Annotated in this window: 18 protein-coding genes; 15 read left to right on the forward strand and 3 right to left on the reverse strand. The window is 66.2% G+C overall.

What is annotated here, in order from left to right; translation table 11 throughout:
• The first annotated feature begins 354 nt into the window (after positions 1-354).
• The 14 genes from ACK3BB_RS24845 to ACK3BB_RS24910 all read left to right on the forward strand — a co-directional run bounded on the left by ACK3BB_RS24845 (position 355) and on the right by ACK3BB_RS24910 (position 15,196).
• Positions 355-1,860: an ABC transporter substrate-binding protein gene (locus ACK3BB_RS24845; protein ID WP_428929408.1), complete on the forward strand. Its 1,506-nt coding sequence runs from the start codon at positions 355-357 to the stop codon at positions 1,858-1,860.
• Positions 1,857-2,786, forward strand: coding sequence for an ABC transporter permease (locus ACK3BB_RS24850; RefSeq protein ID WP_428929409.1), 930 nt, complete (start codon positions 1,857-1,859; stop codon positions 2,784-2,786). Before ACK3BB_RS24845 ends, ACK3BB_RS24850 begins: the two co-directional genes overlap by 4 nt.
• The gene (locus ACK3BB_RS24855) at positions 2,783-3,601 is read left to right on the forward strand and encodes an ABC transporter permease (protein ID WP_428929410.1); all 819 of its coding nucleotides are present in this window, start codon (positions 2,783-2,785) and stop codon (positions 3,599-3,601) included. The genes ACK3BB_RS24850 and ACK3BB_RS24855 overlap by 4 nt, the downstream gene beginning before the upstream one ends.
• Positions 3,598-5,067 carry an ATP-binding cassette domain-containing protein gene (locus ACK3BB_RS24860; protein ID WP_428929411.1) on the forward strand — a complete coding sequence of 490 codons (1,470 nt, stop codon included), beginning with the start codon at positions 3,598-3,600 and terminating at the stop codon, positions 5,065-5,067. The genes ACK3BB_RS24855 and ACK3BB_RS24860 overlap by 4 nt, the downstream gene beginning before the upstream one ends.
• A gap of 527 nt (positions 5,068-5,594) precedes the next feature.
• Positions 5,595-6,743, forward strand: a complete 1,149-nt coding sequence (locus tag ACK3BB_RS24865) for a muconate/chloromuconate family cycloisomerase (RefSeq protein WP_428929412.1) — start codon at positions 5,595-5,597, stop codon at positions 6,741-6,743.
• 72 nt (positions 6,744-6,815) lie between these two features.
• Positions 6,816-8,204: a benzoate 1,2-dioxygenase large subunit gene (gene benA, locus ACK3BB_RS24870; RefSeq protein WP_428929413.1), complete on the forward strand. Its 1,389-nt coding sequence runs from the start codon at positions 6,816-6,818 to the stop codon at positions 8,202-8,204.
• Positions 8,205-8,215: 11 nt separating this feature from the next.
• Positions 8,216-8,743 (forward strand): benzoate 1,2-dioxygenase small subunit, encoded by a 528-nt coding sequence (gene benB / locus ACK3BB_RS24875; RefSeq protein ID WP_428929414.1) that lies wholly within the window; start codon positions 8,216-8,218, stop codon positions 8,741-8,743.
• 73 nt (positions 8,744-8,816) lie between these two features.
• Complete coding sequence (gene benC, locus ACK3BB_RS24880; RefSeq protein WP_428929415.1) at positions 8,817-9,839, forward strand: benzoate 1,2-dioxygenase electron transfer component BenC; 1,023 nt, start codon at positions 8,817-8,819, stop codon at positions 9,837-9,839.
• Complete coding sequence (gene benD, locus ACK3BB_RS24885) at positions 9,836-10,615, forward strand: benzoate diol dehydrogenase BenD (protein WP_428929416.1); 780 nt, start codon at positions 9,836-9,838, stop codon at positions 10,613-10,615. Before benC ends, benD begins: the two co-directional genes overlap by 4 nt.
• 41 nt (positions 10,616-10,656) lie before the next feature.
• Complete coding sequence (locus ACK3BB_RS24890; protein ID WP_428929417.1) at positions 10,657-11,829, forward strand: ABC transporter substrate-binding protein; 1,173 nt, start codon at positions 10,657-10,659, stop codon at positions 11,827-11,829.
• 59 nt (positions 11,830-11,888) lie between these two features.
• Entirely contained in the window at positions 11,889-12,758 is an 870-nt protein-coding gene (locus tag ACK3BB_RS24895) for a branched-chain amino acid ABC transporter permease (RefSeq protein WP_428929418.1), read from the forward strand.
• A gap of 3 nt (positions 12,759-12,761) precedes the next feature.
• Positions 12,762-13,766, forward strand: coding sequence for a branched-chain amino acid ABC transporter permease (locus tag ACK3BB_RS24900; protein ID WP_428929419.1), 1,005 nt, complete (start codon positions 12,762-12,764; stop codon positions 13,764-13,766).
• Positions 13,759-14,502: an ABC transporter ATP-binding protein gene (locus tag ACK3BB_RS24905; RefSeq protein WP_428929420.1), complete on the forward strand. Its 744-nt coding sequence runs from the start codon at positions 13,759-13,761 to the stop codon at positions 14,500-14,502. Before ACK3BB_RS24900 ends, ACK3BB_RS24905 begins: the two co-directional genes overlap by 8 nt.
• Positions 14,495-15,196 (forward strand): ABC transporter ATP-binding protein, encoded by a 702-nt coding sequence (locus tag ACK3BB_RS24910; protein WP_428929421.1) that lies wholly within the window; start codon positions 14,495-14,497, stop codon positions 15,194-15,196. The genes ACK3BB_RS24905 and ACK3BB_RS24910 overlap by 8 nt, the downstream gene beginning before the upstream one ends.
• A gap of 20 nt (positions 15,197-15,216) precedes the next feature.
• Here the strand turns inward: ACK3BB_RS24910 and ACK3BB_RS24915 are convergent, their stop codons facing one another.
• The 3 genes from ACK3BB_RS24915 to ACK3BB_RS24925 all read right to left on the reverse strand — a co-directional run bounded on the left by ACK3BB_RS24915 (position 15,217) and on the right by ACK3BB_RS24925 (position 18,120).
• Positions 15,217-16,107 (reverse strand): LysR family transcriptional regulator, encoded by an 891-nt coding sequence (locus ACK3BB_RS24915; protein ID WP_428929422.1) that lies wholly within the window; start codon positions 16,105-16,107, stop codon positions 15,217-15,219.
• A 94-nt stretch (positions 16,108-16,201) separates the two neighbouring features.
• Complete coding sequence (locus ACK3BB_RS24920; protein WP_428929423.1) at positions 16,202-17,077, reverse strand: dioxygenase; 876 nt, start codon at positions 17,075-17,077, stop codon at positions 16,202-16,204.
• 593 nt (positions 17,078-17,670) lie between these two features.
• A complete protein-coding gene (locus tag ACK3BB_RS24925; RefSeq protein WP_428929424.1) occupies positions 17,671-18,120 on the reverse strand; it encodes a YybH family protein in 450 nt (149 codons plus the stop codon).
• A 601-nt stretch (positions 18,121-18,721) separates the two neighbouring features.
• On the opposite strand from ACK3BB_RS24925, the gene ACK3BB_RS24930 reads away from it, so the two are divergent.
• Positions 18,722-19,357, forward strand: a complete 636-nt coding sequence (locus ACK3BB_RS24930; protein WP_428929425.1) for a hypothetical protein — start codon at positions 18,722-18,724, stop codon at positions 19,355-19,357.
• Positions 19,358-19,360 lie beyond the last annotated feature (3 nt).

Consider the following 19,360-nt stretch of genomic DNA (forward strand, 5'->3'; position numbering starts at 1 on the left):
CTGCGGCAATGGTGCTCACGCCGCCGATGCAAGGCATGGCCCGGCCCGGGGCCGTGTCCGGCCGGGCCGGCAGGCTGCCCGAATGCGCGAAGCAGGCGCGGGATGCAACCCTTTCCGGCCGCGTGGAACCGGCGAAAGCCATGGCGCGCGGAATGACCGCGGGGAAAGCCGGCGGAACGGGCATCGGGGGGAATTGACCCGGTTTTGCCGGACCAGTAAGAGATACGTTATAACATATCATCACAGGCCCGCGAGGTGTCCCCGTGGTTGCCGGTTCCAGGGCCGGCCCATCCGGCGCCAGCCCCGCCAATCCCCTTGCCCCGTTCCCCGGGGCCGTCGAAAAGGACACGCCCCATGATCCGATCGCTCCTGGCCACAAGCGCCGCCCTTGCCCTGCTGGCCGGCCCGCTGACCGCCCAGCCCGACGACACGCTCGACGTGGTCGCCCAGTTCGAGATCCAGTCGCCCGAACCCTCGACCAGCGGTTACATCTTCACCCGCATGGGCATCGCCGAAACCCTGGTGAACGCCGATTCCCAGGGCAACCTGACCCCCGGCCTGGCCACCGGCTGGCAGGTGTCAGCAGACGGGCTGACCTGGTCCTTCACATTGCGCGACGGGGTTGTCTTTCACGACGGCACGCCGATGACCGCCGACACCGTGCTGAACGCGCTGGAGATCGCCCGCGCCAAGCCCGGCCCGCTGAACGACCTGCCGATCACCGGCATCGCGGCGGGCGACGGCACGATCGACGTCACCCTGTCCGAACCGCTGGCCGCCTTCCCGGCCTACCTGGCCTATTTCCGCTACCAGATCCTGGCGCCGGACTCCTACGGCCCAGATGGCGCGGGCGTGGCGGTGATCGGCACCGGGCCCTATCGGATCACCGCGATGGAGCCGCCGCTCAGCCTGGATGCCACGGCATTCGACGGCTATTGGGGCGCCGCGCCGCATATCGCCGACGTGACCTATTCGGGGGTCAGCCGGGTCGAGACCCGCGCGTTGATGGCGGAATCGGGCGAGGCAGAGTTCGTCTTCGGCCTCGACCCGGCCAGCGTCACGCGGCTGGGCCGGCTGGACGATGTCGAGGTGCTGTCGGTTGCCATCCCCCGCACGCTGCTGATCAAGGTGAATGCCGGCCATCCCTTCCTGTCCGAGCCCGAGGCCCGCAAGGCGCTGAGCCTGGCCATCGACCGGGCCGGGATTGCCCGGGCCGTGCTGCGCTATCCCGAAGGGGCCGACCAGCTGTTCCCGCCGTCCATCGCCGGCTGGCACAACGATGAGATGGCGCCGCTGGCCTTCGACCCCGAAGCGGCCCGCGCCCTGCTGGCCGACCTGGGCTGGACCCCGGGCGCCGACGGAATCCTGACCCGCGATGGCCAGCCCTTTGCCCTGACCCTGACCACCTATCCCGACCGGCCCGAGCTGCCGCTGGTTTCGGCCGTGCTGGAACAGCAGTTCCGCGACATCGGCGTGGCACTGACGATCAACACGACCAATTCCTCGGAAATCCCGGCCGGCCACCAGGACGGCTCGCTGGACCTGGGCCTGATCGCGCGGAATTTCTCGCTGATCCCCGATCCGATCGGCACGGTGCTGGGCGATTACGTCGGCAATGGCGACTGGGGAGCGATGAACTGGCAGAACGAGGATTTCACCACGCTGGTCGGCGCCATCGCCCGCGGAGACGGGGGCGACGCCGACAAGGCCGCGGCGGCCGCCATCCTGCAGGCCGACCTGCCGATCATTCCCATCGCCTGGTACCAGCAGACGCTGGCCGTGACCGACCGCATCGACGGCGCAACCATCGACCCGTTCGAACGCAGCTTTGGCCTGCAGGACATCCGGTGGGCGGAATGAACACCCTTGTGTCGCGCCTGGTGCAGGCGCTGATGGTCGCGGTCCTGATCGGCACCGCCACCTTTGTCATGATGCGCAGCCTGCCCGGAGATGCCGCCTGGCGCATCGCCGCCGGGCGGTATGGCTATGATCATGTCGATGCCGCCTCGGCCGATGCCGTGCGCACAGAGCTGGGGCTGGACGGCCCGGCGCTGCCTGCGCTGCTCAGCTGGCTGGGTGACCTGGCCCGGCTGGATTTCGGCACCTCGCTGGTCACTGGCCAGCCGGTGATGGGAGAGATCGCGCACCAGCTGGGCGCCTCGGCGGCGCTGGCCCTCGTGGCGGTCCTGCTGTCGCTGCTGATCGGTCCGCCCCTGGGCATCCTGGCCGGCCTGCGGCCCGGCGGGGTGCTGGACCGGGCGCTGCTGGTCACTTCGACCGGGCTGAAGGCCATACCGCTTTTCCTGATGGCCCTGGTGCTGATCGTCATCGTTGCCGTGCAGCTGCGCTGGCTGCCCGCCGCCGGCCATGGCGAGGCCCGCCATTTCATCCTGCCGTCGCTGACGCTGGCCCTTGGGCTGGCGGCCGTCAACGCGCGGATCACCCGCGATGCCATGGCCCGGATCGCCGGCATGCCGTTCTGGCGGTTCTCGCAATGGAAGGGTCTGACCGAGCGCCAGACCCTGATGCGCCACGGGCTGCGCAACGTGTCGGTGCCGCTGATCACCTATCTCGGCCTGCAATTCGTCACGCTGGTCGAAGGCGTCATCGTCATCGAATCCGTCTTCGGCTGGCCCGGGATCGGCCATGCGCTGGTCCATGCGATCTTTTCGCGCGATGTGCCGATGGTGCAGGGCACGGCGCTGGTGCTGGGGCTGGGTTTTGTGCTGGTCAACGCGGTCATCGACCTGGCCGTGCGGCGCCTTGATCCGAGGGCGGCAGCATGAGCGCGCTGGATCTTGCGCCGACCCGCGCGCCCGGCCTGCCGGTCACTCGCCTGATCGGGGCGGGGCTGGTGCTGCTGGTCGCGGCCTTTGCCCTGCTGGGGCCGCTGCTCATCCCCGGCGATCCGTTCCGGCAATCGCTGCTCGACGCGCTGTCGGGTCCCGGGGCTGGGGCGCCGCTGGGTCATGACCACCTGGGCCGCTCGGTCTTTCACCGCCTGGCCCATGCCCTGCGCCTGTCGCCTCTGATCGCCCTGGCCGCCGTCCTGACCGCCGGCGCTGCCGGGCTGGTGCTGGGCACGCTGGCCGCCGCGAGGGGCGGCTGGACCGATCGCATCCTGTCGACGCTGGCCGATGCCCTGCTGGCGCTGCCGGGCCTGCTGCTGGTACTGATCGTGCTGGCCATGGTGCCGGGCACGGCGCTTGGCTTCTGGGCCGGGCTGTCGCTGGTGCTCTGGGTCGAGTTCTTCCGCCTGACCCGCGCGGCCACCCGCGAAACGCTGGCTTCGCCGGCGGTGCAGGCCTCGCGCCTGCTGGGCTTTCGCGCGGCCTATATATTTCGCGTCCATGTCTGGCCGGAGATCGCGCCGATGATGCTGACTGCCGCGGCCTTTGGCACGGCCACGGCGATCATGGCCATTGCCGCGCTGGGGTTTGTCCATGTTGGCATGCGCGCGCCGACGCCCGAACTGGGCCTGATGATGGTCGAGCTGCTGCCCTATTGGCGCGAGGCCCCGCTGGCCCTGCTGTCGCCCGTCATCGCCACATTTGCCCTTCTGCTGGGCCTCACCCTTCTGGCCGGGAGCCGCGAGACATGAGCCTTTTGAAAGCCGAGGACATTTCCGTCCGCGACGGGGCCCACACGCTGCTGTCGCCGCTGTCGCTGCATCTGGATCCCGGCGAGCCGCTGGTGATCCTGGGCGAAACCGGTTCGGGCAAGAGCCTGATGGCGCAGGCGATCATGGGCATTCTGCCCGACGGGCTGGCCGCCAAGGGCCGCGTGGCCATCGGCCAGCGCGTGCTGAGCGCCGCCGCGCCCGAGGGGTTTCGCGGGCTCTGGGGGCGCGAGATCGGCGTGCTGCCGCAGGAACCCTGGCTGTCGCTCGATCCGCTGATGCGGGCGCGGGGGCAGGTAGCCGAAACCCATGCCCTGGTGCGCGGCCTGCCCGCCGCCGAGGCGCGCCAGCGCGCGGTGGCCGACCTGAATGACCTGGGCCTGGCCGGGGCGGCGGCGCGCTATCCGCATGAATTGTCGGGTGGCATGGCGCAACGCGTGGCGATTGCCGCAGCGCGGGCCGGCGGCGCCCGGATCGTGATCGCCGACGAGCCGACCAAGGGGCTGGATGCCTCGCGCCGCGACGACGTGGCCAGGCTGCTGCTGGACGAAATGGGCCAAACCGGCGGCCTCCTGGTCATCACCCACGACCTGGCCCTGGCCCGGCGGATGGGCGGGCGGCTGATCGTCCTGCGCGCCGGCGAGGTGGTCGAAAGCGGCGCGACGGCCCAGGTCTTTGCCGCCCCGGGCGCGGCCTATACCAAGAGCCTCTTTGCCGCCGACCCCGAGAACTGGCCAAAGCGGACGGGCGCGGGCCGGGGCGGTGACCCGGTCATCCGGGCGCAGGATCTGGCCGTTGCCCGGGGTGAGGCCCGGATTTTCGAGGACGTGTCGTTGCAGATCCGGGCGGGGGAAGTCTTTGGCGTGACCGGCCCGTCGGGTTGCGGAAAGTCCTCGCTGGGCGATGCGCTGCTCGGGCTGCTGGCGCCGTCGCGGGGGCAGGTCCTGCGCGATCCCGCCGACCGGCCGACCGCGTTCCAGAAGCTCTACCAGGATCCGATCGCGGCCTTTCCCCGCAAGCGCCGCATCGGCGATGCAATCGCCGACCTGCTGAAGATCACCGGCTGTCCGGCCAGCGGGGTTGCGCCGTTGCTCGACCGGCTCGGGCTGGATCCCGTGCTGCTGTCGCGCCTGCCCGGATCGGTGTCGGGGGGCGAATTGCAGCGCCTGTCGCTGCTGCGGGTCCTGCTGCGCGCACCGGCTTTCATCTTCGCCGACGAGCCGACTTCGCGGCTGGATCCGATCACCCAGGCCCGTGTCATTTCCCTGCTGACCGATACGGCGGAACAGGAGGGCGTTGCGCTGATGCTGGTCAGCCATGACCATGCGCTGATCGGCAATACGGCCGACAATGTCCTGGCGCTGGGGCCTGCGGCGGCGGCCGTTCCGGCGGGTGAGGGGCGGGCCGGGCCGGTTTCGCGCCGTCAGGAGCCATCGCGGGCAACCTAGGCGCACCAACCGGTCCGATTGCGCAGCCTCGTACCCGTCGTGACGGTGCCATCGGGGGATGACATGAGCCGTTCGGCAGGTTCCAGTTGAGATGTCGGACAGGCTGCGCAATCCGCCTGGGACGCGGGGTGTCGACGGCGGGCACGACAGACAGGCTGGATGGGTCTGTTTCGTGGTCCGACGATGGCGGCGCTTGCATGCCGGCGAATTGCGGGCCGAGGCCAATGAGGCGGGTGGCCTGGCATTCCAGGCCGGCCAAGTCCGGGCATTCGGTGTCGCCCGGGCACGGCGGGCAGCACGCGAGTAGCAGGGCACTGGCGTCGAAACGTCCTGACAGGATGCGTCACACCGCTTGCCCCTGAACACCGGGGTGCATGCACGTGCCGGTCTCGTTGCGCCACGCCCCGATCCGCCTGCGCCGAACTTGTATCGAGAGGTATCACCCGAGACCCCAACCGTCATCGACAGAACGACACTGAAGGCACCACTCTGCGGGTCAACCGAAACCAGAAGACCCGGTGAGACCCGTGACCAAGATCGACCTGATCGAGACAACCATCCTCGACATCCCGACCATCCGGGGACATGTCCTGTCCATGGCCACCATGCGGACCCAGACCGCCGTGCTGGTGCGCCTGCGGTTCTCGGACGGGTCCGAGGGGCTGGGCGAAGGCACGACGATCGGCGGGCTGAGCTATGGCCCGGAAAGCCCCGAGAGCATCGTGTCGGCCATCGAGAGCTACATCGCGCCGGTGCTGATCGGGCGTGATGGCGATGACATCAACGGCGCGTTGAACCTGGTCGACAAGCTGGTCAAGGGCAACCGCATAGCCAGGGCGGCCGTTGAATCCGCGCTGTGGGACGGCTTGGGCAAACGGCTGAATGCACCGGTGTCCCAGCTGTTCGGCGGGGCTGTCCACGACCGCCTGCCGGTGGCCTGGACGCTGGCTTCGGGCAACAGCGACACCGATATCGCCGAGGCGGAGGAAATGATCGAAACCGGCCGCCACAACATCTTCAAGCTGAAGATCGGAAAGCGGGCGGTGGCCGAGGACGTGGCCCATGTCGCCCGGATCAAAGCTGCGCTCGGCGATGCGGCCAGTGTCCGGGTCGACGTGAACCAGGCCTGGGGCCTGACCGATGCCCGCCATGGCCTGCGCGCCCTGCAGGATGTCGGATGCGAACTGGTGGAACAGCCCGTGCAGGCCCGCTATCGCGAGGCCATGGCCGAGCTGACCGCGGGCAACGAGATTGCCGTGATGGCCGACGAGGCGCTGAACGGCCCCGAAGATGCGCTGTCGGTTGCAGCAATCCGGGCGGCGGATGTCTTTGCCGTCAAGGTTGCGCAATCGGGCGGGCTGAAACGCGCAGCCGAGGTCGTGGCCATCGGACGGGCGGCAGGCATGGGGCTCTACGGCGGCACCATGCTCGAGACCGGGCTGGGCACGGCGACGGCGCTGCAATTGTTTGCGACGGTCGAGACGCTGGACTGGGGCTCGGAGTTCTTCGGCCCGCTCCTGCTGACCGACGAGATCCTGGCCACCCCCATCGTCTATTCGGATTTCTGCGTCGAAATCCCCCGGGGGCCGGGCATCGGGGTCGCGCTGGATCCCGACAAGATCGCGTTCTACCGCCGCGATGGCGGCACCAGCATCAAGGCCGTCGCGGCGGTGTGAACCGCGACGCAGGACGGCACAACCAGACCGCGGCGCGGGGGCGCCATGCGGCAGGCAGGAGGAGGCCAAGACATGTTCACCCAAGGCTCGCTCGACGCGTTGGAACGGCGCCTGGACGGCGCCATCCAGGAAGACCCCGATGCGGGGATTTTCCGGTGCCGGCGCGACATCTTCACCGACGAGGACCTCTTCGAGCTGGAGATGAAGCACATTTTCGAGGGCAACTGGATCTACATGGCCCATGAAAGCCAGATCCCCGAGCCGGGTGACTACTTCACGCTTCACATGGGCCGCACGCCGGTTGTCATCACGCGGGACAAGGACGGCGCGCTGCACGCGCTGGTCAATGCCTGTTCTCACCGGGGCGCGCAATTGTGCCGGTTCAAGCGCCGCAACCAGAAGACCTTTACCTGCCCGTTCCATGGCTGGACATTCTCGAACACAGGCAAGCTGCTGAAGGTCAAGGATCCCAAGGGCGCCGGTTATCCCGAGCAGTTCAACAAGGACGGCAGCCACGACCTGACAAGGGTCGCCCGGTTCGAGAATTACCGCGGCTTCCTCTTCGGATCGCTGAGTGCCGATGTGCCGCCGTTGCAGGACTATCTGGGGGAGGCCTGCAAGATGATCGACATGATCGTCGACCAGGCCGACGAGGGTTTGGAAGTGCTGCGTGGCACCTCGACCTATACCTATGATGGCAACTGGAAGCTGCAGGCCGAAAACGGTGCTGACGGTTACCACGTCTCGGCCGTGCACTGGAACTACGTGGCAACCACCGCGCACCGCACGGACGATGGCAAGGAAGACAACATCAAGGCCACGGATGCCTCGAAATGGGCCAAGCAGCGCGGCGGGTTCCATGCTTATGAAAACGGCCACATCCTGCTCTGGACGGAATGGGCCGATCCGACCAACCGGCCGGTTTATCCCCGGCTGGAGGAATGGACCGCAAAGCACGGGCGGACCAAGGCGGAATGGATGGTTGGCGTGCTGCGCAACCTTTGCCTTTATCCCAATGTCTTCCTGATGGACCAGTTCAGCAGCCAGATCCGGGTGTTCCGCCCGATCAGTGTCGACAGGACCGAGGTCACGATCTATTGCATCGCGCCGCGGGGTGAGAGCCAGGAGGCCCGCACCCGCCGCATCCGCCAGTACGAGGATTTCTTCAACGCCTCGGGCATGGCCACCCCCGACGACACCGAGGAATTCCGGGCCACCCAGCGCGGGTATGCCGGGGCCGGCCACGCACGGTGGAACGACCTGACCCGTGGCGCAACGCAGTGGATCAAGGGGCCGGACGAGGATGCCCGGGCACTTGGCGTGTCGCCTCTGCTGTCGGGAGCACGGACCGAGGACGAAGGGCTGTTTGTCGTCCAGCACGGAAACTGGTCGCAGCGCATGGCGCAGGCCATTGCCAGCGAGCGCGATGGTGCCCCCGACATGGCCACGGCCGCCGAGTGAGGAGACAGAGCATGACCCTTGCAACGCTCGACCGCCCCGACACCGCGCCGGCCTTCGATTTCGACCAGCTGCAGAGCTTTCTGTTCGCCGAGGCCCGTGCACTGGACGACCGCGATTGGGACACCTGGCTGACCTTCTACCATGCGGACTGCCCGTTCTGGATGCCGGCATGGGATGACGACGACACCTTGACCGAAGATCCGGCCAACGAGATGTCGCTGATGTTTTATCCCAACCGGCAGGGCATCGAGGACCGGGTGTTCCGCATCAAGACCGACCGGTCCTCTGCCACGTCGCTGCCGGAACCGCGGACCAACCACAACATCTCGAACATCGAGGTGACGGGCCGGGAGGGCGCGGTGCTGGAGGTGCGCTTCAACTGGAACACGCTGACCTTCCGCTACGGGGTGTCGGACCAGCACTGGGGCACGTCGTTCTACACCATCGACACCAGTGGCCCGCAGCCGCTGATCACGTCGAAGAAAGTCGTTCTGAAGAACGACCACATCCACCACGTGATCGACGTCTACCACATCTGACCCGGCCCATCGGACCGACCATGACCAGGCGCGCGCCCCGTCCCGGGGCGCGCGGACAAGGGAGGAGCATGCAATGACGAGCTACACGATCGCCCTCAATTTCGAGGATGGCGTCACCCGGGTCATCCAGTGTGATGACGACGAAAAGGTGACCGACGCCGCATTCCGGCAGAAGATCAACCTGCCGATGGATTGCCGCGACGGGGTTTGCGGCACCTGCAAGTGCTTCGCCGAAAAGGGCGAGTACGAGCTTGAATTCTACATGGATGAATCCATGAGCGACGAGGAGGCAGAGCAAGGCTACGTCCTGACCTGCCAGATGATACCGGAAAGCGACTGCGTGCTGCAGGTGCCCGCCACGTCGGCCCTGTGCAAGACCGCGCCCGAGACGGTCGAGGGTGAGGTGCTGGGCGTGGACGCGCTGTCGGATACCTCCTTCGGCCTGCGTGTGAAACTGGCCCGCCCGCTGAGCTTCCTGCCCGGCCAGTATGTCAATGTCACCGTGCCGGGCACCGATGCCCAGCGGTCCTATTCCTTCTCTTCGGCGCCCGGGTCCAACGAGGCCCGTTTCCTGATCCGCAACCTGCCCGGCGGTGTCATGAGCAGCTATCTTGGTCAGCGTGCCGCGCCTGGTGACGCCCTGGCCCTGACCGGGCCGATGGGCGCGTTCTACCTGCGTCCCGTCGAACGCCCACAGGTGTGGCTGGCCGGTGGCACCGGGCTGGCGCCCTTCCTGTCGATGCTTGAGCAGGTGGCCGACAAGGGCATCGACCATCCGGTCACGCTTTACTATGCCGTCACCCGCGCGGCCGACCTGGTGGAACTTGACCGGCTGACGGCCCTGGCTGACCGCATCGGCAAGGTCACCGTCGTGACCATCCTGGCCGCCGCCGACGAAACACATGACCGCAAGGGCTTTGTCACCGATCACCTGGGGGCCGACGACCTGAACGGTGGTGACTGCGATGTCTATCTCTGTGGCCCGCCGCCGATGGTCGATGCGGTGCGTGCACATTTCGGCGGGCTGGGCATCGAACCGGCCAGCTTCCATTACGAGAAGTTCAACCCCACCGAGGCCGGAGCTGCCGCGGCATGACCCGCCGGTTCGACGACAAGGTGATGGTCGTGACAGGCGCGGCACAGGGCATTGGACGCCAGGTCGCCGAACGCGCTGCGGCCGAAGGTGCCCGGGTGCTGATCGTCGATCGCTCGGCCGCCCGCAAGGACGTCGTGCGCGCCATCCGGGACGCCGGCGGCACGGCCGAAGCGCTGTCGGTCAACCTGGAAACATGGAGCGGCTGCGACAAGGCAATGGCAAAAGCCGTCGACCTCTGGGGGCGCATCGACATCCTGATCAACAACGTAGGCGGCACGATCTGGGCCAAACCCTTCGAGCATTACGAGCCGAAACAGATCGACATCGAGGTCCGCCGGTCGCTCTTCCCGACGCTGTATTGCTGCCGGGCCGCGATCGACCACATGCTGGGGCAGGGGGCCGGGGTGATCGTCAACGTCTCCTCGATTGCGACGCGCGGACTGAACCGTGTGCCCTATGCCGCGGCCAAGGGAGGTGTAAACGCGATCACCGCCAGCCTGGCATGGGAAGTGGCCGAACGGGGCATCCGCGTCGTGGCCACCGCCCCGGGCGGCACCGAGGCACCACCCAGGATCGTGCCGCGCAACCCCAATGCGGCCGAGGAACAGCGCGAGGACTGGTATCGGACCATCGTCGATCAGACGGTCGGGTCGTCCTTCATGAAGCGATACGGAACGCTCGACGAACAGGCAGGGCCAATCCTGTTCCTGGCGTCGGATGATGCGTCCTACATCACCGGCGTCACGGTGCCGGTCGGGGGCGGAGACCTGGGATAGGCCCTGCGGAGGGGGCCACCCGACAACAGGAGGAGAACCAAATGAAACGTGCAATCCTGGCAGCCCTGGGGCTTGCCACGAGCCTGGCCGCGCCGGTTGCGGGCGAGGACATCAAGGTCGGTCTGCTGCTGCCCTATTCCGGGGTCTATGCCGCGCTCGGCAACGATATCGAAGCCGGGTTCAACCTGGCCATCGCCCAGTTCGGGAGCGAAACCGACGCAACCTTCGACATCGTGCGCGAGGATACCGAGGTCAAGCCGCCGGTCGCCCTTGGCAAGGCCAAGAAGCTGATTTTGCAGGACAAGGTCGACGTCATCGCCGGTATCGTGTCGTCGGGCGTGCTGGGCGCGGTGCGTGACCTTGTTCACGGCGCCCAGGTGCCATTGATCGTGGCCAATGCCGGCAATGACGATGCCACCGGGTCAGACTGCTCGCCCTACATCACGCGCATGTCCTTTTCCAACGGTCAGGTGAACCGCCCGATGGGCACCTGGATGCACGAACAGGGCATTCGGAAAGTCTATACCCTGGCTCCCGATTACGCGGCCGGTCGGCAGATGATCGACGGTTTCGTCCAGACCTTCACCGCCGCAGGTGGCGAGATCGTGGGGCAAGAGTTCACGCCCTTCCAGAAGACCCAGGATTTCGGGCCCTACCTTGCACAGGCCAAGGCCAGCGGGGCGGATGCGGTCTTTGTTTTCTATGCCGGCGGCGAGGCGATATCCTTCGTCAAGCAATACGACAGTTTCGGACTCAAGGCCGATCTGCCGCTGTATGGCTCGGGCTTCCTGACCTCACCGCTATACGTCAATGCCGAAGGACCGGCCGCGGCCGGTGTCATCACCGGGTTGCATTACGTGCCGACCATCGACACCGCGGCCAACCGCAGCTTTGCCGAGGCCTATACCGCCGAGACCGGTCGCGTGCCGTCGGAATACGCCGTTCAGGGCTATGACGCGGCCCGGGCCCTGATCGAAGCCACCAAGGCCGGCGCGACCGACCGGGCCTCGCTGGCCGACGCGCTGCGGCAGGTCAGTTTCGAGGGGCCGCGCGGCCAGCTGTCGATCGATCCGGCCACCAACAATGTCGTCCAGCCGATCTATGTCTACGAGACGGTCGAAGGGGCCGAAGGCATGACGCAGACCGTCCTGGCCGAGCTGCCGGCCGAGCGTGATCCGGTCAACGGCTGCCAGATGGCGCCTGTCTCGAACTGAGGCGCAGCGGTCCGGCGGCCATCGCGCGGCCGGACCATTCATCCGAAAGGGGGCCATCCATGGCACACGATCTCGGCTTCTGGACCCTGCAGGCGCTGAATGCGCTGCAATTGTCCATGTTGCTCTTCCTGCTTTCCATCGGGTTGACCGTCATCTTCGGCCTGATGCATTTCGTCAACCTCGCCCATGGCGCACTTTATGCGCTCGGCGCGTATTTCGCGGCGACGCTCGCCGGGATCGGCGGTTACTGGCTGGGGTTCCTGCTGGCGCCCCTGCTGGTCGCCGTGGTGGGCGTGTTGCTCTACGCGGGCCTGATCCGGCGGATGCGCAAATCCGGGCCGATGGCGCAGGTTCTCGTGACTTTCGGTCTGATCTTCGCCCTGCTCGACCTAACCCGCATCATCTGGGGCGACCTGGCCCTGGCCATCGAGGTGCCCGCGGTCCTCGACGGGCGGCTGAACCTGCTGGGTGTCGAATACCCGACCTATCGCTTGTTCATCATTCTGCTGGGTTTCGCGGTCTTCGGTGCGCTGGCCTTTGTCCTCGGCCGCACGCAGATCGGTGCGATGATCCGCGCGGGCGTCGACAACGATGCCATGGCCGCCTGCCTGGGCATCAATGTCGAACGGCTTTTCTTCGTGGTGTTCTGCGTGGGATGTGCGCTTGCCGGTCTCGCGGGGGCCGTTGCCGCCCCGCTGCTGAGCGTCACGCCCGAGATCGGCCTGCAGATCCTGATCCCGACGCTGATCGTCATCGTGATCGGCGGGCTGGGATCCCTGAAGGGAGCCATCGCCGGGTCGCTGCTTTACGGCTTCGTGCAGACCTTCGGCGCGGTGATTGCGCCGCAGCTGGCCTCGGTTCTCATCTACGCCCTGCTTGCCGCGATCCTGGTGATCCGCCCTGTCGGGCTCTTTCCGGCAAGGGGATAAGCCATGTTCCGCCACACGACCCTGCGCTACGCCACGCTGGCCCTGCTTCTGGCTGCCGCGCTGTTTCAGGCCTTCTCGGCCGAGTATTTCGGGCTGGAGATCCTCACGGAAATCCTGATCCTGGCCATCCTGGTACTGGCACTGGACATGGTCGCCGGGTTCGGGGGCATGGTGTCGCTTTGCCATGGCGCCCTGATGGGCATCGGCGCCTATGGCTATGCAATGATGTCGACCCATGCCGGGCTGGCGCCGCCGCTGGCCATGGCCGGCGCGGTGGCCCTGACCGGGGTGGTTTCATGGGCCATCGGGGCCATCTGCGCGCGCAGCCACGGGATCTATTTCATCATGGCCACGCTGGCTTTCGGGCAGATGGCCTATTCCTGGATCTTTGACGCGCCCGTCTTCGGTGGCGACGACGGGTTGGGCGGCATCTCGCGGCTGGATCTGACCGGGCTCGGCATCGACCTGACCGACAGCCGCAGCTTTGCTCTGTTCTGCCTGGCCGTGCTGGGCGCGGTCTATGGCGCGGCGGTGCTGATCCTGCGCTCCGGACTGGGCCGGTCGCTGTGCGGCGTCATGCACAACGAACAGCGGATGCGCGCGTTGGGGCTGACCGTCTGGCGGGTCAAGGCAGATGTCTTCGGCCTGTCGGGCATGATCGCGGGCCTGGCCGGCGTGCTGGCGGCGCAGCATATCATGTACATCTCGCCCGGGCTGCTGGGCTGGACCGTTTCGGGCGAGGCGCTCGTCGTCGTGATCCTTGGCGGGCTGGGCACGCTGGTCGGGCCGCTTGTCGGAGCGGCGGCCTTTGTCCTGCTCAAGCACGAGGTCAGCGCGCTGACCAGCTACTGGCACCTCGTGGTCGGCCTGGTCCTGATCGCCGTGGTGATGAGCCGGGCCAACGGGATCTTCGGTTGGGTCGAAGCCCGCTGGGGGGATCGGCTTGACTGCCGGCTGACCGAGGCGACACGCAAGACCAAGTCCGAGGAGGCGCTGACCGATGCTTGAGACACGGAACCTGGACAAGAGCTTTGGCTCGATCCACGTCACCCGCGATGTGTCGCTGAAGCTGGAACGCGGCGAACGGCGGGTGATACTGGGGCCCAACGGCGCGGGCAAGACTACGCTGTTCAACCTGCTGGTGGGCGAATTGACGCCCGACAGCGGAGACATCCTGCTGGCCGGGGAAGACGTCACCGCGTTGCCCGTCGCCCTGCGCAGCCGCCGGGGTCTGTCGCGCAGCTACCAGAAAAACACCCTCTTCGACGGTCTGACCGTCGAGGAAAACCTCGGGCTGGCGGCCGCGGTGAAGGCCGGGCATGCCACGCGGCTGTGGTCCGACAGCCTGACCCGGCCGGAGGTGCGCGACACCGTGGCCGAGGTGGCAGAGCAGGTCAGATTGATGCCGTACCTGCATGCCCGGGTGTCCGAGATCAGCTACGGCGTGCGCCGCCAGTTGGAAGTCGGCGTGGCTCTGGCCACGCGCCCTCTGGTCCTGTTGATGGACGAACCGACCAGCGGCGTCGGCCCGGAAATGTCCAGGGGGTTCCACGATCTGCTCAACGACCTGCCGCGCGATCTGACCATGCTGATCATCGAACACGACATGGACCTGGCCTTCGACGTGGCGGACACGATCACCGTGTTGAATTACGGCGAGGTTGTATTCGACGGGCTGCCACAAGAGGCGCGGGGATCGAAACTGTTGTCCGACATCTATCTGGGGAGCTGGGAAGATGCTTGAACTGAATACCGTGGAATCGGGTTACGGCGAAACCCAGGTGCTGCATGGCCTGTCCCTCAAGGCCCAGGCCGGACGGGTGCTGGCCATTCTCGGCCGCAATGGCGCGGGAAAATCGACGACGCTCAAGACGATCATGGGGCTTCTGCCGCTGAAATCGGGGGCCATCGCCTTCGACGGCAAGCCGATCGAACGTCAGCCCTTCCGGGTCGCCCATGATGGCATCGCCTACGTGCCGGAGACACGGGACATCTTTCCGTCGCTCACCGTGCGCGAAAACCTTGAGATCGCCGAAGCCCGGTTCCGTGGCCGGGGGGGTGGGGACTGGACCATGGCACGGGTGCTTGACCTGTTCCCGCGGCTGGGCGAGCGGCTGGACAACGGCGGCACCCAGCTGTCGGGCGGCGAGCAACAGATGCTGGCGATCGCCCGTGCGCTGCTGATGAACCCGCGCCTGCTCATTCTGGATGAACCGACAGAAGGGCTGGCCCCGATCATCGTGCGGCTGATCCACGACAAGTTGCAGGAGCTGCGCCAGGGCGGGCTGTCGATGATCGTGGTCGAACAGAATTTCGGGTTCGCAACCTCGCTGGCCGATGACGTGGCCGTGGTCTCGCGCGGGCAGGTGGTGTGGGCGGGCGATCCGGCGGGCATCCGGGGCGACACCCAGGCCCAGGCACGTTGGCTGGGGGTCTGAAGCGGCTGGCGGGCGCGAGGCTAGAGCACCTTGCGCGCCACCATCTGGGCCACCCGCACGAAGTGCTGGACGTGCACGGCCTGCTCGTCCACCCGGTAGTTGACGGATAGCGCCGTGCGGGCAATCTCGGGCTCGATGTTGAGGAACTTGACGCCGATCCGCGGGGTAGACCGCACGGATTCCGGGACGATGCAGACACCTTCACCGACCGCCACGAGGCTCATCGCCGTCTGAAGATCCATGCACCAGATCCGCAAGGGCACCTCGAAGCCCGCGTCAATGCAGGCGTTCAGCACGAGATCGGCATAGCTGGGCCGGGGGTATTCGGGATAGAGGATCAGGTTGTGCGTGGCCAGGCGTTCGAGCCGGGCCACGCTGCGCCCGTCGGTGTCCACCGTGTCGGGCAGGGCCAGGACCAGTTTTTCTTCCAGAAGTTCCAGCGTCTTGAACTCGGGATCCTTCAGGGCCGGCCGGGCAAAGGCCACGTCCAGTTCGCGCGATACCAGCGCGCGGTGCAACTGGGCATTGTTCATCGGCACAAGCGACAGGTTCACGTCCCTGTAATTCGCCCGGAAGGACTTCACGATGTTGGGCAGGATGCCATAGGTCGCGGAACCGACAAAACCAATGCGCAGCCGGCCTTCGGCACCCTGACCCAGCCGCCGGACCTCCAGCCGGGTGTCGTCGAGCTGGCGAAGGATCGAACCGCCGCGTTCGAACAGCCGTTCTCCGGCCTGGGTCAGCGAAATGGTGCTGCGGCCCCGGTTGAACAGCTTGGCGCCCAGCTCGGTTTCCAGCTGCTTGATCTGCCGGCTCAGCGGCGGTTGCGCCATGTCGAGCCGATCGGCCGCGCGGCCGAAATGCAGCTCTTCGGCCACGGCCATGAAATAGGTCAGTTGCTTGAAGTTCACCGGCTCCCCCCGTTTCCCCCTCGGAACTCCACCATACCGTGTCCGCACGAAAAAAGCCCCCGGGATCGGGGGCTTTCGCGGGATATCGGCCGGGTTACTCTGCGGCCACGGCCTGTGCACCGGCTTTCGACTTGAGGACGAAATCGAATTCGAAATGCAGATCGGTGCCCATGTCGGCCGGGGCTGGCTTGAACCTGCCGATCAGGCTTTCCTTGACGGCAAAGACGCTGTCGTTTTCCAGCCATTCGCTGTCGGCATCGTAGATCTGGCTGATCAGCGGGCGGTATCCGTCCTTGGAGATGATGAAGTGCATGTGACCGGGCCGGTTCGGGTGATGGCCCATGAACCGCAGCAATTCCCCGGCGGTTTCGTCTTCGGGGATGGGATAGGGCACCGGCCGCACGGCGGTGAAGGCGTAGTGGCCGGTCTCGTCGGTCTCGAACCGCCCGCGCAGGTTGTATTCGGGCTGGTTCGGGTCGAGGTTCTCGTAAACCCCGTTGGGCGCGTCCTGCCAGACATCCAGCGTTACCCCGGCGATGCCCTTGCCGTCCGCATCGCGGATGTAGCCCTCGTAATAGGCCGTTTCCTCGTTGTCGAAATGCATCTGGATGGTCGTGCCGCCCTTGGGCAGGACCGGCGGGTTTTCCCGGTAGAACGGGCCGAGCACGGTGGATTCGCTTTCGTCGCCATCGACCGGGTTGGTCATCATGTCGACCAGCACTTCGACCCCGAGAATATCGGCCAGCAGAATGAACTCCTGACGGTTGTCGCTGCACAGCTTGCCGGCGCGGGCCAGGTAGTCGCAGGCCACGAGGAACTCGCTGTGTTGCAGTTCCACATCCTTGACGAAGGCGTGCAGGTGCTTGACCAGGCCTGTCATGATTTGCCGATCGCGTGCGCTGATCTCGCCGTGTTGGCCAAGGCTTTCGATGACGACGTCGGTGATGTTGTCCTTGTTCACGATACCCATGAGACGTCTCTCCTCCTGATTGTCCGGGTCGTGGGGGTGCGTGGCCCTTTGCTGCGCTGCCTCCCCCCATCCACCAGCAACCTTGCTGCAAACCATGACCCGGACCCAATGCCCGGGGCGGTATTGCCTGATACCGCAACGAAACGCTTCGATGACGGAAATGTCGCCCTGCCAGCCTGGCCCCGCCGGGCGGCGGTTCGGGCCTTACGCCTGGCTCGCTCTGTCCGACGGTCCGGCCTGACTGTGTCCATCGCTCAACCCCCGGATGCACCGGTGCTCATACCGTCGAGCCCGGATCCGGCTGTCGCGCCGGGGTTCGCGGGTCGGTGTCGGCGTGCATCGGCCCGCCGGCTTGCCCATGCCGTGCTGCCTGTGCGCCTTCCAGGTTGGTATCCACCGGGTTTGGCGCTGCGCCGGTCATCGGCTCCGATGTCGCGCCCGCACCGACATCTGCAGTCGCGGAGTTGGCCGCAATGGCCGCCAGTATCGGCCCAAGCAACCAGTGTCCTTCCATGGCGGTCCCTTCCCTGACATGTGATCACCCGGCCGTGGCGCCTGTCCGCGCCGGGTGACTTGGCATGGCAGCCACACGATCACTGCATCGGAGCGGTGGTGGCATAGATGTAGCGCGCGATCTTCCAGGTGCCGTCGATGTCCTGCAGGACGAACAATTCCTGGTTGGCATTGGGCAGGTCCGCATCGTTGGCCTTCACCGTGACGCCGCCCCCCGACCGGGTGCGCACGATGGCCCATCCATTGCCCAGGTCGGTTGTTTCCTCGAACGTGAAATCGATATCGAGGTCGAGTGCGCCGAAAAGCCCCTGGTATGAGGCGATGACCGCGTCACCGTCGACAGGCATTGCGTTCTGGGCCATCAGGACGGCGTCGGGCGTGAACACGGCCTTGATGCCCGCAATGTCCCCGGCATTCACGGCCGTTTCATAGGCTTGCACCGGGGCCATCAGGGCGGCATCGAAATCTGCGGCGCTGGCTGCGCCTGCAAGTCCGGCGGCGATGGTCGTGACAAGGGTGAAGAGGTTCATGTGGGTCTCCGTTGGCAAGATCCATCCGAACCTAGGCGCCCGCGGTCGCTCGAATAAGCCGGCAGGGGGCTCGGCACTTGTGCCCCGTGGTTTGCAATCGGGCGGGCGCATTGGCATGCGCCGGGGAGGGACCCGGTGAGCACATCCCCTTGGGGGGACAGAGCGGTCCAACGCACCTTGGCGGCGCCTGAGCTGAACTTGGAGGATGGGCAAAAGTCAGATGATCGGAATTGAACATGCCCCACCCGATGAGGGCGGGATTCTGCAAATGTGAAGTCAGTCAGATCCCGCAGGCTAGGCGAACGCACGGCGCAAGAGCCATCTAGAACTGGCCCCGTGAACAGCTTTGGCCGTGCATGTTCAGCCCATCTGACACCCTGACTGACCTGCCCGCTGCTGATCGCTCATTCTAAACGAGGCTTTGCAGGTCGGACTTGGAAATTCTGGTTCCCTGCCAGACCCAAGCGCGCCGGGAGGGGAGCCATCAAATTGCTCAAACGTCCGGACCGCCCCGGGTTTGCCGGAGGCTCCAACTCCTGAGCAAGGTGGAGCATCGTGAGCAAGGCCTCGAACAGGTTTGCCTCTTGGGTGCGCGCTGCGGATGGTTCTCGACAACGAGGGCCATCACGGATCTCGCCGTCAGGTGATCACCTCGATTGCAACGAAGATTGGTTGCTCGGCGGACACGTGGAGCGGCTGGACCAAGAAGGCCCAGGTGGACAGCAGCAAGCGCGCAGGTGTCTGGAGCGAGATTGCCGAAAGACTGAAGGCGCTGGAGCGGGAGAGCCGGGACCTTCGCCGGGCGATCAAGGTCCTTCGCACGGGCTCAACGTATCTGGCGATGGCAGAGCTCGACCGCCGGCCGAAGGAATGGTGGTTTTCGTTGAAGCGCATCGTGCCGGCTACGCGGCTTTGGAAACTGACGACATGGCCTTGTGACCAAAGACAGGCAGCCTCCGGCAAACCCGGTGCAGTTCATTCCTCGATGTCACCGATCTTTTTGGCATCCGCCCCCACGATGTCGGCATCGTCGATATTGCGCTGGGACGACACGGTCTTTGTCTGGGCCGATGCCGCGTCGGCGACAAGAATGAACGAAAGGGCGGGCTTGGCAATGTGGCGCATGATGACGCCCACGTATCGGGGTTCATACCTGCAATGCTCGTCGGCCATCGCGGTTTCATTTGAAAGCCGGGCGCCGCCCACGTCTTTCGCTTCATGCCGCAGGACAGCCTGATGA

The sequence above is a fragment of the Marinibacterium sp. SX1 genome (genome assembly GCF_050389775.1).
GTDB lineage: Bacteria > Pseudomonadota > Alphaproteobacteria > Rhodobacterales > Rhodobacteraceae > Marinibacterium.

Bases quoted from the DNA above. Each gene is read 5' to 3' on its own strand.
- benD (WP_428929416.1), top strand. From the start codon at position 9,836: ATGACCCGCCGGTTCGACGACAAGGTGATGGTCGTGACAGGCGCGGCA.
- ACK3BB_RS24900 (WP_428929419.1), top strand. From the start codon at position 12,762: ATGTTCCGCCACACGACCCTGCGCTACGCCACGCTGGCCCTGCTTCTG.
- benB (WP_428929414.1), top strand. From the start codon at position 8,216: ATGACCCTTGCAACGCTCGACCGCCCCGACACCGCGCCGGCCTTCGAT.
- ACK3BB_RS24855 (WP_428929410.1), top strand. From the start codon at position 2,783: ATGAGCGCGCTGGATCTTGCGCCGACCCGCGCGCCCGGCCTGCCGGTC.
- ACK3BB_RS24845 (WP_428929408.1), top strand. From the start codon at position 355: ATGATCCGATCGCTCCTGGCCACAAGCGCCGCCCTTGCCCTGCTGGCC.
- ACK3BB_RS24895 (WP_428929418.1), top strand. From the start codon at position 11,889: ATGGCACACGATCTCGGCTTCTGGACCCTGCAGGCGCTGAATGCGCTG.
- ACK3BB_RS24850 (WP_428929409.1), top strand. From the start codon at position 1,857: ATGAACACCCTTGTGTCGCGCCTGGTGCAGGCGCTGATGGTCGCGGTC.
- ACK3BB_RS24860 (WP_428929411.1), top strand. From the start codon at position 3,598: ATGAGCCTTTTGAAAGCCGAGGACATTTCCGTCCGCGACGGGGCCCAC.
- ACK3BB_RS24925 (WP_428929424.1), bottom strand. From the start codon at position 18,120: ATGAACCTCTTCACCCTTGTCACGACCATCGCCGCCGGACTTGCAGGC.
- benC (WP_428929415.1), top strand. From the start codon at position 8,817: ATGACGAGCTACACGATCGCCCTCAATTTCGAGGATGGCGTCACCCGG.
- ACK3BB_RS24920 (WP_428929423.1), bottom strand. From the start codon at position 17,077: ATGGGTATCGTGAACAAGGACAACATCACCGACGTCGTCATCGAAAGC.
- ACK3BB_RS24930 (WP_428929425.1), top strand. From the start codon at position 18,722: ATGGTTCTCGACAACGAGGGCCATCACGGATCTCGCCGTCAGGTGATC.
- ACK3BB_RS24890 (WP_428929417.1), top strand. From the start codon at position 10,657: ATGAAACGTGCAATCCTGGCAGCCCTGGGGCTTGCCACGAGCCTGGCC.
- ACK3BB_RS24905 (WP_428929420.1), top strand. From the start codon at position 13,759: ATGCTTGAGACACGGAACCTGGACAAGAGCTTTGGCTCGATCCACGTC.
- benA (WP_428929413.1), top strand. From the start codon at position 6,816: ATGTTCACCCAAGGCTCGCTCGACGCGTTGGAACGGCGCCTGGACGGC.
- ACK3BB_RS24910 (WP_428929421.1), top strand. From the start codon at position 14,495: ATGCTTGAACTGAATACCGTGGAATCGGGTTACGGCGAAACCCAGGTG.